Annotated in this window: 14 protein-coding genes and 1 pseudogene; 4 read left to right on the top strand and 11 right to left on the bottom strand. The window is 48.9% G+C overall.

Annotation, left to right across the window (positions count from 1 at the left end):
- Window positions 1–8: 8 nt before the first annotated feature.
- Window positions 9–1334 (bottom strand): amino-acid N-acetyltransferase, encoded by a 1326-nt coding sequence (gene argA, locus HLG76_RS09665; RefSeq protein ID WP_025744514.1) that lies wholly within the window; start codon window positions 1332–1334, stop codon window positions 9–11.
- Between the two features lie 218 nt (window positions 1335–1552).
- On the opposite strand from argA, the gene HLG76_RS15010 reads away from it, so the two are divergent.
- Window positions 1553–1903, top strand: coding sequence for a DUF2850 domain-containing protein (locus HLG76_RS15010; RefSeq protein WP_077459753.1), 351 nt, complete (start codon window positions 1553–1555; stop codon window positions 1901–1903).
- A gap of 100 nt (window positions 1904–2003) precedes the next feature.
- On the opposite strand, the gene HLG76_RS09655 is transcribed toward HLG76_RS15010, so the two are convergent.
- A complete protein-coding gene (locus tag HLG76_RS09655; protein ID WP_025744513.1) occupies window positions 2004–2228 on the bottom strand; it encodes a hypothetical protein in 225 nt (74 codons plus the stop codon).
- 236 nt (window positions 2229–2464) lie between these two features.
- On the opposite strand from HLG76_RS09655, the gene mltA reads away from it, so the two are divergent.
- Window positions 2465–3544 (top strand): murein transglycosylase A, encoded by a 1080-nt coding sequence (gene mltA / locus HLG76_RS09650; protein WP_175993547.1) that lies wholly within the window; start codon window positions 2465–2467, stop codon window positions 3542–3544.
- Window positions 3545–3628: 84 nt separating this feature from the next.
- Here the strand turns inward: mltA and HLG76_RS09645 are convergent, their stop codons facing one another.
- The 3 genes and pseudogenes from HLG76_RS09645 to HLG76_RS09635 form a co-directional block, all read right to left on the bottom strand.
- A complete protein-coding gene (locus HLG76_RS09645) occupies window positions 3629–4600 on the bottom strand; it encodes a TAXI family TRAP transporter solute-binding subunit (RefSeq protein ID WP_021022036.1) in 972 nt (323 codons plus the stop codon).
- 143 nt (window positions 4601–4743) lie between these two features.
- Window positions 4744–5553, bottom strand: a complete 810-nt coding sequence (locus tag HLG76_RS09640) for a 3-keto-5-aminohexanoate cleavage protein (RefSeq protein ID WP_175993546.1) — start codon at window positions 5551–5553, stop codon at window positions 4744–4746.
- A 48-nt stretch (window positions 5554–5601) separates the two neighbouring features.
- Window positions 5602–6929, bottom strand: a pseudogene (locus tag HLG76_RS09635) (aspartate aminotransferase family protein).
- Window positions 6930–7027: 98 nt separating this feature from the next.
- Between HLG76_RS09635 and HLG76_RS09630 the strand changes: the two are divergent.
- A complete protein-coding gene (locus HLG76_RS09630; protein ID WP_175993545.1) occupies window positions 7028–7948 on the top strand; it encodes a LysR family transcriptional regulator in 921 nt (306 codons plus the stop codon).
- A gap of 33 nt (window positions 7949–7981) precedes the next feature.
- On the top strand, window positions 7982–8791 hold the full coding sequence (gene tcdA, locus HLG76_RS09625; protein ID WP_175993544.1) for a tRNA cyclic N6-threonylcarbamoyladenosine(37) synthase TcdA: 810 nt from the start codon (window positions 7982–7984) through the stop codon (window positions 8789–8791).
- 53 nt (window positions 8792–8844) lie between these two features.
- On the opposite strand, the gene phaC is transcribed toward tcdA, so the two are convergent.
- From phaC to HLG76_RS09595, 6 genes are all read right to left on the bottom strand, one after another.
- Window positions 8845–10668: a class I poly(R)-hydroxyalkanoic acid synthase gene (gene phaC / locus HLG76_RS09620; RefSeq protein ID WP_077459748.1), complete on the bottom strand. Its 1824-nt coding sequence runs from the start codon at window positions 10666–10668 to the stop codon at window positions 8845–8847.
- A gap of 79 nt (window positions 10669–10747) precedes the next feature.
- Complete coding sequence (locus HLG76_RS09615; protein ID WP_021022030.1) at window positions 10748–11095, bottom strand: phasin family protein; 348 nt, start codon at window positions 11093–11095, stop codon at window positions 10748–10750.
- A gap of 57 nt (window positions 11096–11152) precedes the next feature.
- Window positions 11153–12364 (bottom strand): acetyl-CoA C-acetyltransferase, encoded by a 1212-nt coding sequence (locus HLG76_RS09610; RefSeq protein ID WP_021022029.1) that lies wholly within the window; start codon window positions 12362–12364, stop codon window positions 11153–11155.
- 15 nt (window positions 12365–12379) lie between these two features.
- Window positions 12380–13120: an SDR family oxidoreductase gene (locus HLG76_RS09605; protein WP_077459746.1), complete on the bottom strand. Its 741-nt coding sequence runs from the start codon at window positions 13118–13120 to the stop codon at window positions 12380–12382.
- A gap of 495 nt (window positions 13121–13615) precedes the next feature.
- Window positions 13616–14041 (bottom strand): SufE family protein, encoded by a 426-nt coding sequence (locus HLG76_RS09600; RefSeq protein WP_021022027.1) that lies wholly within the window; start codon window positions 14039–14041, stop codon window positions 13616–13618.
- 22 nt (window positions 14042–14063) lie between these two features.
- Window positions 14064–15275 (bottom strand): aminotransferase class V-fold PLP-dependent enzyme, encoded by a 1212-nt coding sequence (locus HLG76_RS09595; protein WP_175993543.1) that lies wholly within the window; start codon window positions 15273–15275, stop codon window positions 14064–14066.
- Window positions 15276–15512 lie beyond the last annotated feature (237 nt).

The raw sequence follows: 15512 nt of genomic DNA, 5'->3' as shown, positions 1-15512 counted from the left end.
GAGGTCAGCTAAAGCGCTAAGGTTAGTACCTTAGACCGGCGCTGATAGTTGTACAGCTCTTGGCGGGTGTTGGGGAGCGCCGACACATCGGAAAGCAAAAAGCCTTGCTCCAGAAACCAATGCAAACTGTGGGTGGTGAGCACAAAAATCGTTTCAAGCCCTTTGGCTTTGGCGCGTTGCTTGAGGTGATTGAGGAGCATGACGCCGCGGTCGCCATCACGATAGTCTGGATGAATGGCGACACATGCCATCTCGCCGGTGCGCGCTTCACTAAACGGATAGAGTGCGGCGCAGCCTATCACTAACCCATCCCGTTCGATGATGGTAAAGCGTGGGATTTCTTGCTCCAATTGTTCTCGCGAGCGGCGCACCAGGATCCCTTGTTGCTCCAACGGTCGGATTAAATCCAAGATCCCACCGATATCGTCAATCTCAGCTTGGCGCACTTTTTCGGCACGCTCCATCACGATCTGGGTGCCGATCCCTTCAATCGAGAACAGCTCTTGGATCAAGGCGCCGTCTTTTTTATAGCTAATCAAATGACTGCGAGTGACTCCCGCGCGACACGCAGCAATCGCGCCCCGTAAAAAGCGACTGGTGCCAGAGCCAGTATCGCCAGCGGCTTCTCTCACTTCTAGAAGTGGCTGGGCTTGCGTGGGCAGTAACTCAGAAATCACTTCATTGTCTTGGTTTAAGACCCCTTGTTCGGAGCAAAAGCCAATCAACTTGTCTGCGCGTAACCGAATTGCGACTTGAGTCGCCACTTCTTCGGAGGTGAGGTTAAAGCATTCCCCTGTCACTGAACTGGCTACTGGCCCCATCAGCACAATCGCGTTTTGATCCAGTTGGCGTTGAATACCGTCGGTATCAATACGGCGAATTTTGCCACTGTGACAATAATCAATCCCCTCGTCGACACCCAACGGTTGCGCGATAATAAAATTGCCACTGATCACATTAATCTGAGCACCCGCCATTGGGGTGTTGTTGAGCCCCATGGATAAACGCGCGGTGATGTCGAGCTGCACTTGGCCGGCGGCTTGTTTGACCACTTCAAGCGCGTGGCTGTCGGTGATGCGTATTCCTTTGTGATAAGGCGTTTCCAGTCCGTACTGATTGAGCGCGCGATTGATTTGCGGGCGGGCACCAAACACCAATACTAGCTTCATGCCAAGGCTATTGAGTAGCGCGATATCATTGACGATATTTTTAAAGTTCTCATCCGCCATCGCCTCGCCACCCAGCATGATCACCGCGGTTTTATCTCGGTGAGCATTTACATAAGGTGCAGATTGGCGAAATCCTTTAACCAGTGCGGTACTTCTTATCTTCACGCGCATACCCGTTTATTTATTCACTTTATATGCCTTTTTATTCTTTTTTAGGTCTGAGTGTCAAGTCCTGTGCGGTGTCAGTGCGCATGTGAAACGATAAGAATTAGCTCCCATACTCGATGTTGGCCGATGAAGCGAGATCACAATCTGGCGTTCAGCGTCTAAAGTAAAGTGATGAGTCAGTTATGCTGGAATAAAAAGCACTGAGGGGTAAGCGCGTGCGAAAAACGAAACAAGTGGTTCTATTAGTTCTATTTATATTATTTGGTGGAACGGGATTTTTAGTGGCGACCCAGCCTGCAATTTTTGCGCCTGACGTGACGCAAACCGATTTGTATGGCGAATGGGTTGAAACAGAGGTCGCGCCCTATGCAGCTGATCGTTTTGAAGTCCGCAAAGACGGTATCTATACCAATGGCAGCCGGGTTACGACGAGTTATCAGTTTGATGGTGATAAGCTAAGTTATTCGATTGGTACGCAAACGTACGTGTATCGTGTCGAAAACAAAAGTACCTTAGAACGCTTATCGCCCGCGCATTACACGTCTTTTTTTGCGAAAGACGACTAGATGTTGGCATCCAATGGAGTTATTAGGTTACGACGGCACAAGTAGGGGCGCCCAGAAACTCTCCGAGTAGGCACAAGGATGCAGAGTGCTCAGATCGTGATTAATATTTCACAGACTCTATTGTCGACAATAACTCATTGACCGAGCATTGCTTGGTGGCTACTCGGCGTAAAAGATCGGCAGTTTCCGAGTCGCCACCTAGGCAACGCTGAATACTGGTATTGATCACATTATGGGTACAACCTTCACTGGCCATCATGCGGATCCATTGATATTCCACCGCATCGCTATCAAGTAACGTCGAACGCCCAACTTTCAAGTCCATGGTAATCATTACTCCTTTTTTGTTGCATTTTCTATGCATTTTTGTTTCATGCATAGTACATAACAATTATATGACAGTTTGATGAATGACCAAGCAGTTACTAGGATAATCTGAATGACATCACAATTGAACTGTATTATTTTGCAGGCATTTACAGTCTGATAATGATAAGTGATTGCCAAATTCATCGCTTTTTGCGAGCCTTAGCGCTACAAACTAACTGATTGGATGATGGTGTGAAAAAAGCGTTAGTCGTGATGGCGTGTGTGGCGGTACTCGCAGGGTGTGTACGGCCGACTGATCGTGGTCAGCAGTATCGAGATGGGCGGTTTGAACGTATTTTAACCCCAGTATCTCAGGTGGTGTCGGAAAGTCCGCGCGACTTTAGTTTATTTCAGGAGCAGCTTGCAGAAGTAGAAGCAAAATCTCCCTCGTTAGTGGTCAAGCATCAAGCGGTATACCAGCGCTTGCAGGCATGGCTGGACGCAGGAGGCAATGTGGACACGCTCGCTGAGTTTGGCCTGAGTGTTAACCAAATGGGCGGTGGCGATGATTTCGGTAACGTGATGTTTACCGGCTATTTCTCACCCGTGATTGAAATGCGCCATCAACCCGATGCCTTATTCCGTTATCCAGTTTATGCCAAACCGCCTTGTGATGAAGACTGCCCTGATCGTCAAGCGATTTATGACGGTGCTTTAGAAGGGTTAGGGTTGGAGTTGGGTTACAGCGCGTCTCGCATCGATAACTTTATTATGGAAGTGCAGGGCAGTGGTTTTGTCCATTTTGGTGACAATGATCAGCTCGAGTATTTTGCCTACGGCGGTAAAAACGGTCATCCGTACGTCAGTATTGGTAAGGTATTAATTGAAAATGGTGAGGTAGCCAGAGAGGATATGTCGTTACGGGCGATTCAAGATTGGGTCGCGGCGCACGATGAAGAAGAGGTTCGGACCTTACTGGAACACAACCCGTCGTATGTGTTCTTTACGCCCAAAGCGGCGGATCCTGTCAGTGGGACGGCGGGGATCCCGTTAAAAGCGGGCGCCTCTGTGGCGGCGGATCGACGTTACTTACCTATGGGCAGTGTATTACTTGCTGAAGTGCCACAGCTTGATGACCAGGGTAAATGGACGGGAGAGCATGTGCTCAAGCTTTTAATGGCGTTGGATACCGGTGGGGCAGTGAAAGAAAATCACCTGGATTTATACCATGGCATGGGTAATAAAGCAGGCGAGCAAGCCGGTCATTACAAACACTTTGGTCGGGTTTGGAAACTGGAACCGTTAGCGCCACAAATGGTGAATCAGCCCTAACGGCTAAGATTAAGACTCATCCTTGAAGCAATAAAAAAGCGAGCGTTTGACGCTCGCTTTTGCATTTAAGCCAACGAAGTATGATTACTCAATCAAACCCGCTTCACGATAGTAGCGTGCTGCGCCTGGGTGCAGGGGAGCAGACAGACCATCTTTTACCATTTCTTCTTTCTTCAAGTTGGCAAACGCTGGATGTAAGCGACGGAAATCATCGAAGTTCTCAAACACCGCTTTCACGACGTTGTAAATGACGTCTTCAGAGACTTGGCTTGAGGATACAAACGTAGCACCCACACCAAAGGTCGTCACATCATTATCGTTACCCCGGTACATACCACCTGGCAATATCGCTTGACGATAATAATCGCGCTCGCTGATCAACTGTTTAGCCGCATCGTTAGCGACTTCAACCAATACGCTATCACACGCAGTCGTTGCCTCTTGGATCGCACCACTCGGGTGGCCTACGGCATAAACCATGGCGTCAATTTTATTGTCACAGAGGGCTTTTGATTGCTCAGACGCTTTCAGCTCGGAAATTTGGCCGAACTTATCCATGTCCCAACCCATTTGATCCATCAATACTTCGATGGTGCCACGCTGACCTGACCCTGGGTTACCAATGTTAACGCGCTTGCCTTCGAGGTCATCAAAGGTTTTTACGTTTGCATCAGCACGAGCGACCACGGTAAAAGGTTCTGGGTGGATAGAGAAAACCGCGCGCAGATCTTTAAATTCGCCTTGATCTTCAAACTTGCTGGTGCCTTTGTAGGCATGATATTGCCAGTCGGATTGTGCGATCCCCATATCGAGCTCGCCAGCACGAATGGTATTGATGTTGTAGATAGAACCGCCTGTACTCTCTACAGAGCAGCGAATGCCGTGGTCATCTTTACTTTTGTTAACCAGACGACAAATTGCACCGCCCGTCGGGTAATAAACACCCGTCACACCGCCAGTACCAATGGTTACAAACTGATTGGCTTGAGCCGTTGCTGCGGTTCCTAGTGCAGCGGAAAAGCTGAGCGCAATCAGAGTCGGTTTCATCGCTTTCATGCTTAAGATTCCTTTTTAAGTTAGAGGTTGCTATCCGGGCGCACCCTCGAAGATGGTATGACACTCGATGTAAATATGACAATAACGTGTCACCGCGCTATTTTTTCAATCTTTTAACAATATTTGCAAGCAATAGTATTGGGTTAAAACGATTGGGTCATGGTTTGTCTTAGTGCTTGTACAGGTTTAGTACAATATCCCAGGTTTTCCAGTGTGTTGCGCAAATTTGTGATCTGTGATGCGTTATCGTGTGCCTGGCTTTGATCGATGTGTTGGGTGTTGTTTTCAAAGCCGATTCGAACGTCACCGCCCAGTGTCGCGGCTGTCGTTAAGCAGCGACTTTCATGACATCCAAATGCGCAGACAGACCAAGGAATAGTGCCATCGGCGTGAAGCGCATGATACATGGCGGCGACATCTTCGGGCATACCTCGGGGTGGAGTCCGATCTCGCCCTGCAACAAAAAGCAAGTGATGACCTCGTGAGGGTAAAATACCTTGTTCGCGCAGCGTGTAGTAGCGTGCCAGTTCTCTGGGGTGATAGAGAATAAACTGACTATAGATCCGAGCTTCAACCGTCCAAGCAAAAAAATCTGTTACCGCTTTGCTTGGAGGCTGATGATCAGGGATAAGCTCTCGTAGCGCAAAGGAAGCGGCTTCGGGTTTGACGGCTTTAATCAGCGCCATTTGTTGCTGGGGGGAATAGCGGCCTACGGCTTCGGTGGTGAGTTGAATCACCATACGATCACCGACGGCATCTATTACTTGCTGATATAGCGCTTGGTTTAGCGCGGGATCAAGGCTATGGGCTCCCTGTTGATCGCGGGCGTGGATGTGGGCCATGGTTGCGCCTGCCTCGGCGCATTCGTGTAGGCAGTGAATAAGCTGTTTGCCGGTGACAGGCACACGCGGATGGTGCACGGGCTGTAAGTGCGCACCATTGGGGGCAACCATGATCGTCCTTGCGTCTCGCATTCTTTTCCCTCACTTCTGAATCTGTCGTTATTGGTAAGGCAAGCACATCTCTAATGTCAGTGCTAGCTTGTCGGTAATGGCCGCGATATGAGTTGATTCAATGATATAGGGCGGTGCGAGTAAGATGTGATGCCCCTGCTTACCATCAATGGTACCGCCCATGGGATAGCACATGAGTCCGTTATGCATGGCGGTTTTTTTATCGTTTGATGGAGCGTAAGTTCAGGCGAGAAGGGACGCTTGCTGGTTTTGTTTGCCACCAGCTCCAACGCTAAAAATAGCCCACGTCCGCGAATGTCGCCGACAAAAGGGTGAGAATCAAACTGATGGTGTAACGCCGATTTAAGCGCCTTTCCTTGCTGCTCAGCGGCGTCAACTAATCCTTCTTGCTGAATGGTGGAGAGTGTTGCTAAGGCAGCGGCACATGCCGTTGGGTGAGCCATGAAGGTGTGGCCATGTTGGAAAAAGCCTGACCCAGATGCAATTGCTTCATAGAGATGATCCGAGACCAAGGTGGCGCCAATGGGCTGATAACCAGCAGCCAGTCCTTTAGCGATGGCGACAATATCCGGAACGACGCCTTCATGTTCAAAAGCGAAAAAGCGACCGGTGCGCCCCGTGCCGCACATGACTTCATCGAGGATCAGCAAAATATTGTACTGATCGCAAATTGCGCGAATACGAGAAAAATATCCCGCTTCCGCAGTCAATGCACCGGCTGTCGCGCCCACCACAGGTTCTGCGATAAACCCAATGACGGTTTCCGGCCCTTTTTCTAACAGCATGGCTTCAAGCTCGTTGGCCACCCGCTGACCATACTCGTAAGCGGTCTCATCGGGACGTTGATCGCGATAGGCGTAACAAGGGGCAATCAAACTGGTATCCATCAACAACGGGGCAAAGGGAGCGCGTCGCCATGCGTTGCCACCCACGGACAGCGCCCCGAGTGTATTACCATGGTAGCTTTGGCGGCGTGCGATAAAATGTTGTCGTTGGGGTTCACCGACTTCCACCCAGTACTGGCGAGCGAGTTTTAGCGCGGTTTCCATCGCTTCCGATCCACCACTGACTAAATAGGCGTGATTTATCGAGGGAGGTGCAAGATCGGCCAACATCTTGGCGAGCGCTTCACTGCTTTCTGAGGTAAAAAAGCCGGTATGCGCATAGGGAATCGCATCAAGCTGACGGTGGATAGCGTCCAATACGGCAGGGTGGTTGTGCCCAAGGCAAGAGACGGCTGCGCCTCCGCATGCATCGAGATACTCGTTACCTTGAGTGTCGATTAAGTACATCCCATTACCACTGGCAATGGTAGGGGGAAGATGATGACAGTGACGGTGAAAGACATGACTCATACGAGGGCCTCAATGCAAGCGTGATAACTCAGTATGGTGAACTTGTGTTTTAAACCGCAAAGGATATATTTTCACCAGGTATGCAAAAAAGGAATGAGATGATGAATGTGCGTTTGCCGTCGATGCGTTCGCTTCAAACATTGATTGCGGTGGCTCAAACAGGAAGTTTTTCAGAAGCCGCGAAGGTATTGCATGTCAGCCAAAGTACGGTGAGCAAGCAAATACAGCAGCTCGAAGAAGGAATTGGTCAACCACTCTTTGAGCGACATGCTGGGGGAGTAAGACTCAACCGAGTCGGAGAGCCTTATTTAACTATGATATCGGCCAGCGTCAATGATATCGCCAATGCCACGGCGCAAGCGCGCCAGCAAAGTGCAAGGCAAGAGTCTGTCAGCTTATTGGTACCGCCTTCGTTTGCCAGCCTTTGGTTGATTCCTCAGCTGCCTGAATTTAAATCGCAGCATCCTGATATTTCTGTGGTGGTCAGTGCCAGTGACTATGTGCCTCAAGGGAAAGAAAGTGAACTGGATATTTTAATCCGCTGTCAGCCTCATCAGCAGGCAGGCGCGCAAGGAGCCTGTTTAATTCACGAACACTTATCGCTTGTCGCATCAGTGACTTTGCTACCAGAGCCTTTGGATCGGACCGCGTTGTTATCGGAGGTGCCGGTTTTATCTCATTTGACGCGCCCTTCACTGTGGGAGCAGTTTTGGCAACAATTTGGGCTGGCTGACAGTAATCCGCAATATGGCGCAGGCTTTGAGCACTTTTTTATGGCGCTTGAAGGCGTGAAACAGGGTATGGGCATGGCGTTGATCCCCACCTTTATGGCCTCAGCCGCCCTGTCAAACGATCAGATTGTAAATCCCTTGGGGTTAAGCATAGACAGCGGCTATGGCTACTACCTTTATAGTGCGCGGTATAAGCAGCGTTCACCCGCTGTCATGTATGTGATCAACTGGCTGTGTGACGCCCTCAAGGTGGATGTGGCTAGACATCCTATCAGCAAGTCGGTATAACGCCTGTCAGCGCGATCAACGAAGACAATAGTTATGACACATCCCCTATCAGAATCCTATCTGCAACGTTTTGGCGGTACGGCTCGTTTGTATGGACGCCGTGCGCTAGAGGTGTTTCACCAAAGCCATATTTGTGTCATCGGTATTGGTGGCGTGGGATCGTGGGCAGTGGAATCGCTGGCTCGCACAGGGATTGGGGCGATCACCCTTATTGATATGGATGACGTGTGTGTCACCAACACCAACCGACAAATTCACGCGCTGAAAGATACCATCGGTCAAAGCAAAAGTGAGGTAATGGCTGAACGCGTGGTAGCGATTAACCCGGAATGCCAAGTCACTGTGATTGATGATTTTATCTCACCGGATAATATTGCTGAGTATATCGATAAGCGCTTTGATTATGTGCTTGATGCGATCGATAGCATTAAGCCCAAAACCGCATTATTGGCACACTGCAAGCGGCACAAAATCAAAGTTATTACCGTCGGGGGCGCGGGTGGGCAGATTGACCCGACGCAAATCCAGGTGGCGGATCTCACTAAAACCATTCAAGACCCCTTGGCGGCCAAGCTACGCAATAATTTGCGTCGCTTTTATGGTTTTACCAAGACGAAAGGACGCAAGTTCGGGATTGACTGTGTTTACTCCACCGAGCAGCTCAAATATCCGCAACCGGATGGTAGTGTGTGTGAGAGTAAATCATCGGCAGAAGGCCCGAAACGGATGGATTGTGCCAGTGGGTTTGGCGCCGCAACCATGGTGACAGCAAGCTTTGGATTTGTCGCGGTCTCACGTATTTTACAAAAGTTAATCGCCGCTGATCAGCGGCGCGAAGATTAGAAATTGACGCCCCAGCCTGATCTGTCGGGGCGCCATTTTTGTGGGACGGTTGATTAAGCCTCTTCTTTTACCGGTTCAGATTCGGCTGATTTCGGCCCAACGTCCGATTTAACCGGCAGTACCTGGCGTACATATTCACCTGGTGCAGCATAAAGTACAGGGTAGCTGTCTGATCCCGTTGGGTAGGGCTCAACTTGTTCGTCGGGACTATAACTTCGTAACCATTTTTCCCAATGTGTCCACCATGATCCAGTCTGGTGAGACGCGCCTTCCAGCCACTCCTCTGCCGTATCTGCGAGGTGGTCATTGGTCCAAAAGCCGTATTTTTTCTTCACTGGATGATTAACAATCCCTGCAATATGGCCGGACTCACCTAATACGAAGGTTTTATTGCCGCCGACATTGAGCGCACCACGGTACGTGCCTTGCCACAGAGCAATATGGTCTTCTTTAGTGGAAATAAAATAACTGGGAACTTTGATTTTATTGAGATCAATCCATACACCACCGACTTTAACGCCCTTATCTTGCACCAGCTTATTTTCGAGGTATAAATCGCGCAGGATAAAATTATGGGTTTTAGCTGCCACGTTGGTACTGTCACTGTTCCAATACAGCAAATCAAAGTCGACTGGGCTATTCCCTTTCAGATAGTTCTCGATGTAGTAGTTCCAATAAAGACTATTTTCCCGCAACAAGCTAAAGGTCACACTCAGCGATCGCCCATCCATATAACCGCGAGCAGTATTCTGCGCTTCTATGGCTCGGATGAGACTATCATTGATGTAAGCGCCAATTTCACCAGGCTGTGAGAAATCGAGTAAGGTAGTAAAGAAACTTGCCGACTTAATACGCGCTTTCATGCGTTTGGCAGAGTAGTAGGCAATGGTGCACGCTAATACGGTTCCACCAATACAATAGCCGACACCATTAATCTGTGATTGGCCGGTGATGTCTTCAATCGCACTGACGGCTTTTACTGTCCCTTGCGTGACATAGTCTTCAAAGCCAATATCAGCTTGCTCAGCAGATGGATTGCGCCATGACATCAAGAAGACGGTGTGTCCCTGTTCTACTAACCAACGAACCAGTGAGTTTTTCTCGCGCAAATCGAGAATGTAATATTTATTGATAAAAGGCGGCACCACTAACACAGGTGTGGCATGGACGTTTTCGGTGACCGGGCGGTATTGAATAAGCTCAAACAGGTCATTTTTATACACCACGTCTCCTGGGGTGTTAGCAACGTCATCGCCAACGCGGAAAGCGTTATTATTGGTCATGCGTACTTTTAGGATGTCGGCGCTTGACTCCATGTCTTGTTTTAACTGCTCCATGCCACGCAGCAAGTTCTCACCTTTTGATTCCAGCGTCATTTTTAACAACTCTGGGTTGGTCGCGATGTAGTTGCTGGGGGCCATGGCATTAATGGCTTGGCGAGAGAAAAAAGAAAGGCGCTCACGGGTTTTATCATCGAGTCCTTCAATGGCCTCAATGGTCTCCATGTAGGTACGTCCAAATAACAGATACGATTGCTTGATAAAGTTATAGAGGACATCTTCTTGCCACGCCTTGTCCTTGAAACGTTTATCGTCGCTACCTTCGCTAATCACTTCGTCCGTGTTATCACGGGCGAGCATGGCGTTCTGCCAGATTTGCATTTGTTGTTCCCACCACTGCATCTGTACTTGTAGAAGTGCAGCGGGTTGTTGAGCCGCGCCTTCCAGCAATTGAGCAGTGTCTTGCAGGCTGACTTCCTGCATGGCTTGATTAAACGGTGTGTCTACGGCTGCCTTGCCCTGCTCAAGATCCTGCCACCATTGCTGGTTTTGTTCTTGCAGCCTGGCAAGGTAGTCCGAAAAGAAGTGATGAAACATAATGTTGCCCTCTTGATCGGAAAAGCACTATAAAGGCCTGCTACGGTGAGTAGCAGGCGATAGTGCAGTAACCCTGCCTTTATGCTGGGGTGCCGGCTTTCATGTTTTCAGCCGTGATTTTGTCGATATCTTCTTTGAACTCTTTAGCGATGTTTTGCAGTTTGGTGCTGTCATCCATCATTTGCTGAGACAGTTTGGTCAATGCTGCCAGTTGCTGGCTACTAAATGATGTCATGCTGGTGACATCTTTGACTTCGCTGGCAGCTTTCATCTGCTCAAGACCGAGCGAGCTGTATGTGCGCATCGCGTTCATTTGCAGTTCGGTGAGTGTTTCGACATTTTTGGCTACCAGCTTGTTAAAATTAACGTAGGGAGCCAGGGCTTTTTCAGATTGCTCAGAAAACGCTTTAAACATATCTGTGTACATGGTGTATCTCCTGATAGTGTTGTTCTGGGGATTTTCCCCAAGGTCGCAAGTGTCCGTTTATACTTGTGTACGCTTAATTACTAAAGCCGTACCCATACCGCCGCCAATACACAAAGAAGCAACGCCATAGGTTTCGCCTCTTCGCGCAAGCTCGTGTAGCAAGGTCACAACAATTCTGTTGCCGGATGCACCAAGCGGGTGGCCAAGTGCAATTGCTCCGCCATTGACGTTAGCACGTGCCAAGATGGCATCGGGCGTCGTCTTGTGGTGCTCAGCTAGTTGGTGAACCACCCCGAGTGCTTGCGCAGCAAATGCCTCGTTGAGTTCAAACAAATCAATATTATCGAGAGTGAGGTTGGCTTTATCGAGTGCGGTGTTCACCGCACCCACGGGGCCTAACCCCATGACGCTAGGATCAACTCCGTGCTGTGAATAGGCACTTACTTCTGCTAATGGGGTGAGCCCATGTTTATTGACTGCCGATTCGGATGCTAAGATCACCGCACTCGCACCATCGTTGATGCCTGATGCATTACCCGCGGTCACCGAGCCTTCTTTATCAAAGGCGGGACGTAATTTTCCCAGCCCCTCAAGGGTTACGTCTTCTTTAGGATACTCATCGGTGTCAAAGGTAATGGTCTGCTTACGCTGCTTAATCTCAATGGGAGTGATCTCGCTTTTAAAGCGACCGGCTTCTATCGCTGCAACCGCTTTTTGCTGGCTGTGTAGGGCAAACTGATCTTGTTGCTCGCGAGTGATATCCATTTTTTTAGCAACGTTTTCTGCGGTAACGCCCATATGATATTGGTTATACACATCGGTGAGACCGTCATTGATGAGCAAGTCTTTCATCGCAAAGTTGCCCATCTTTTGCCCTGTTCGTAAGTTCCCGGCCGCTGCAAACGGAATCTGTGACATGTTTTCTACGCCAGCAGCGACCACAAGTTGTGCATCACCAGCGCGAATATGAGTAACAGCATCCATAATGCTTTTCATCCCACTGCCGCAGACCATATTGACAGAGTATGCGGGAACATGAGTAGGGATATCGGCATAGATAGCTGCTTGACGACCTATTCCCATTCCTTGTCCGGCGCTGACTACATTGCCTACAATCACTTCGTCGATAGCCTCACCAGTTAATCGACTTTCAGCTAATGCGCCTTTGATAGCATAGGCAGCCAATTGGCCGGTAGGGATATCTTTGAGCGTGCCTGAAAAAGCACCGATGGCGGTGCGTTTTGCCGCCACAATAAAAATGCGTTCCATCAATCTATCCTTGATTTATTGCATGTACAGGCCGCCGTTGACCGACAGCGTTTCACCCGTAATGTATGCGCCTGCTTCGCTCGCGAGGTAAGCCACGGAAGCCGCAATTTCTTCTGGCTTTGCCAAGCGTTTCATCGGGATTTGATTGGTAATCGACTCAAGTACGTCTTCGCGCATGGCCGTTACCATGGGCGTCGCGGTATACCCTGGCGCAACCACATTCACGGTGACGCCTGCGCGGGCTCCTTCGGCAGCTAACGATTTGCTAAAGCCCATCATCCCTGCTTTCGCTGCGGCATAATTTGCTTGGCCAAACTGGCCTTTTTGACCATTTACAGACGAGATATTAATGATACGTCCACCTCCCTTTTCGCACATGGCAGCGAACAAAGGTTGAGTGACGTTAAAGAGGCTATTGAGGTTGGTGTTGATGACGTCGTGCCATTTATCGGCATCCATCTTTTTGAATACACTGTCACGCGTGATCCCGGCGTTATTTACCAAGATATCGATTGTGCCTTCTTCTTCAAGCAGTTTAGCAAGACGTGTAGCGCATTGTTCTGTATCGGTAACATCAAGTTCGAATAGGCGCACTTGATCTTGTTTGAACCCTTTTTCTTCAAACCAGTCTTGTGCGCACTGACCACCGCCCGTGAAGTGTGTTGCAATGACGCGATAATTATCATCAACTAACTTTTCGGTGATCGCTGATCCAATGCCGCCTTTTGCGCCAGTTACTAATGCCAGTTTCTTCATCTATGACTCCATTCACTACAACAAGCAAATATAACGAGATGCCTGAAGCCGCATCTGGAACCACTTTAAACCAGAATTACAGTCATCCTTTCTTGTCTCATAACGGCAGCAAGAGTTATGCCAATAGTTAATAATCATGCTGCCGATATTATTAGGCAGTCTAACTTGTTGGTGTGACCCTTTTATGACTGCCTGCTTCTAAGCTAACGAATCTAGCCAAATACGCAAAGTATAAAAGCCTCGGATTACACATTCGCGATCTCGGTCAATTTTGATAGGTAATAATGCAATACTTTGTTAATAAGTTGTTATTTTTATGTTTGTCTTTGTTTTCCGTTGGCGAGACTGAATGATCTGGAAGAAATCGATTGCACTCTTCTGTGCATTTCGATGGTGAATAGTCGGGTTGTCGGCATATGTGGGCAGTGGTGGCGCGATGTTTTAGGGGGATAAGGTTAGAATGCCGTGACGATGAACCACGGCGTCCAACACAAATTAAGCGGTAAGGTGATGAACATATTGCACAATCGCATGCAAGCCATTGGTGCGTGACTCACTTAAATGGTGCGATAATCCGGCTTGTTGGAAGACTTGATCTAAATCGAGAGCGTGAATGGCATCACTGTGTTGACCATGAACACAAGCGAGCACAACGGCTAATAGACCTTTAACGATTCTTGCATTTGAATCTGCAGCAAAGTAATGCCTTTCGTCATCCGAGTGATGTAAAAACCAAACATCACTTTCGCATCCACTGACAAGGCGCGCAGCATGTTTCTGTTCATCGGTAAACGTAGGCAAGCGTTTACCCCACACGATAAGCTGGCGGTATTTGTCCTCCCAACTAATATGTTGTGCAAGCATCTCGGTAACCATTTTTTGGTCGAGTTCACTGCCAAAGGGATGAGTAGGTAAATCCATGGTAGATCCTGTTATGAAACGATTAAACACCGAGTAAATATAATGTTTTATCTAACGCTGTGAGGAAGCGTTGAATGTCTTCCTGATGATTATAGGCACCGAGTGATACACGTACGGTTCCCTGCACGCCCAGCGTTTTGATCAGCGGGTGCGCGCAGTGGTGCCCAGACCGTACTGCCACGTTTTGTTGGCTGAGCAGCTCAGCAATATCTGCGTGGTGTTCTCCTTCTACCACGAATGACACTATGGTGCTGTGTGGTTGGGGGCAGATTAGCTTGATGGCTGGGCGTTGTTTCAAGCCGTCGAGTAGCTCTTGGTAACAGTCACTAATATGGGTATCGATGGCTTGAGCGTCATATTGTTTTAGCCATTGAATGGCGGCAGCAAGGCCAATCGCCCCCGCTGTATTGGGCGTGCCTGCTTCAAAACGAGCGGGAATCGGTGCTAATGTGTGATCATCAAATGTGACGTCAGTAATCATTTTGCCACCACCGTGAAATGGCGCGAGAGTAGCCAATGCTTCTGGTTTTCCATAGAGCACGCCAATACCGGTTGGTCCATACAACTTATGTCCGGAAAACACATAGAAGTCAGCATTCAAGGTTTGCATACTGAGGGGCTCGTGAACGATCCCTTGTGCACCGTCAATGATCACCGTTGCACCATGACGATGCGCGAGTGCGGTCATTGCTTCTATCGGGTGGCGTGTTCCGGTCACGTTACTGACATGACTTATCGCCACGATACGGGGACGGGTCGTGAGTGCTTGTTGATAAGCCTCCATATCTAACTGGCCCGTGCTGACACAACAGGGGATCTTTACCAGTTGCGCGCCTGTACGCTGCGCGATCAGTTGCCAGGGAAGCAAATTAGCATGATGCTCCATTTCGCTGACGAGGATACGGTCGTTGGCGGTCAAAGTGTGGCTGAGGCTATAGGCAAGTAAGTTGATAGCTTCCGTTGCCCCTCGCGTCCAAATTATCTCACTAGGGTTTGCATCAATAAACGCCGCAACCTCACGTCGCGCTTGTTCAAACTGTGCAGTGGTGGATAACGAGGCTTGGTGTTGGCCGCGATGAACATTCGCAACCGGCGCCATGTAGCTTTGGCAAATGGCATCAATCACACACTGTGGTTTTTGTGCCGTAGCCGCACTGTCCAAATACACCCAGTCTGAGGCATTAAAAGCGGGAAACTGGGCACGCAATGCGTAGGGATCAAAACCGTCTGTCATAGTCATCTTCCAAAGTAAAATCTTGCCTATGATCGCCATCTCACTGGTGTAACTCAAGCGTGATACGTGTTTAAGATAAAAAACGGACAAAAAAAAGCACTGAGCCAAGCTCAGTGCCAACAAATATGTAATGACAGACAATGTCAAAATACAGGAAGTTAAAAGTGGTAGATACGACTACCTGTCTAACCAGTGTTAGACAAATGCAAACACAACATCGCAACCACGGAAACAGTC

Source organism: Salinivibrio sp. EAGSL (assembly GCF_013366455.1).
In the GTDB taxonomy this organism is placed as follows: domain Bacteria; phylum Pseudomonadota; class Gammaproteobacteria; order Enterobacterales; family Vibrionaceae; genus Salinivibrio; species Salinivibrio costicola.
This window is presented reverse-complemented; position numbering and strand designations above follow the sequence as displayed.

Bases quoted from the DNA above. Each gene is read 5' to 3' on its own strand.
- HLG76_RS09605 (WP_077459746.1), bottom strand. From the start codon at position 13,120: ATGAAGAAACTGGCATTAGTAACTGGCGCAAAAGGCGGCATTGGATCA.
- HLG76_RS09630 (WP_175993545.1), top strand. From the start codon at position 7,028: ATGATGAATGTGCGTTTGCCGTCGATGCGTTCGCTTCAAACATTGATT.
- HLG76_RS09615 (WP_021022030.1), bottom strand. From the start codon at position 11,095: ATGTACACAGATATGTTTAAAGCGTTTTCTGAGCAATCTGAAAAAGCC.
- HLG76_RS09600 (WP_021022027.1), bottom strand. From the start codon at position 14,041: ATGGATTTACCTACTCATCCCTTTGGCAGTGAACTCGACCAAAAAATG.
- HLG76_RS09595 (WP_175993543.1), bottom strand. From the start codon at position 15,275: ATGACAGACGGTTTTGATCCCTACGCATTGCGTGCCCAGTTTCCCGCT.
- tcdA (WP_175993544.1), top strand. From the start codon at position 7,982: ATGACACATCCCCTATCAGAATCCTATCTGCAACGTTTTGGCGGTACG.
- HLG76_RS09610 (WP_021022029.1), bottom strand. From the start codon at position 12,364: ATGGAACGCATTTTTATTGTGGCGGCAAAACGCACCGCCATCGGTGCT.
- HLG76_RS09645 (WP_021022036.1), bottom strand. From the start codon at position 4,600: ATGAAAGCGATGAAACCGACTCTGATTGCGCTCAGCTTTTCCGCTGCA.
- HLG76_RS09640 (WP_175993546.1), bottom strand. From the start codon at position 5,553: ATGGTTGCCCCCAATGGTGCGCACTTACAGCCCGTGCACCATCCGCGT.
- phaC (WP_077459748.1), bottom strand. From the start codon at position 10,668: ATGTTTCATCACTTCTTTTCGGACTACCTTGCCAGGCTGCAAGAACAA.
- HLG76_RS09655 (WP_025744513.1), bottom strand. From the start codon at position 2,228: ATGGACTTGAAAGTTGGGCGTTCGACGTTACTTGATAGCGATGCGGTG.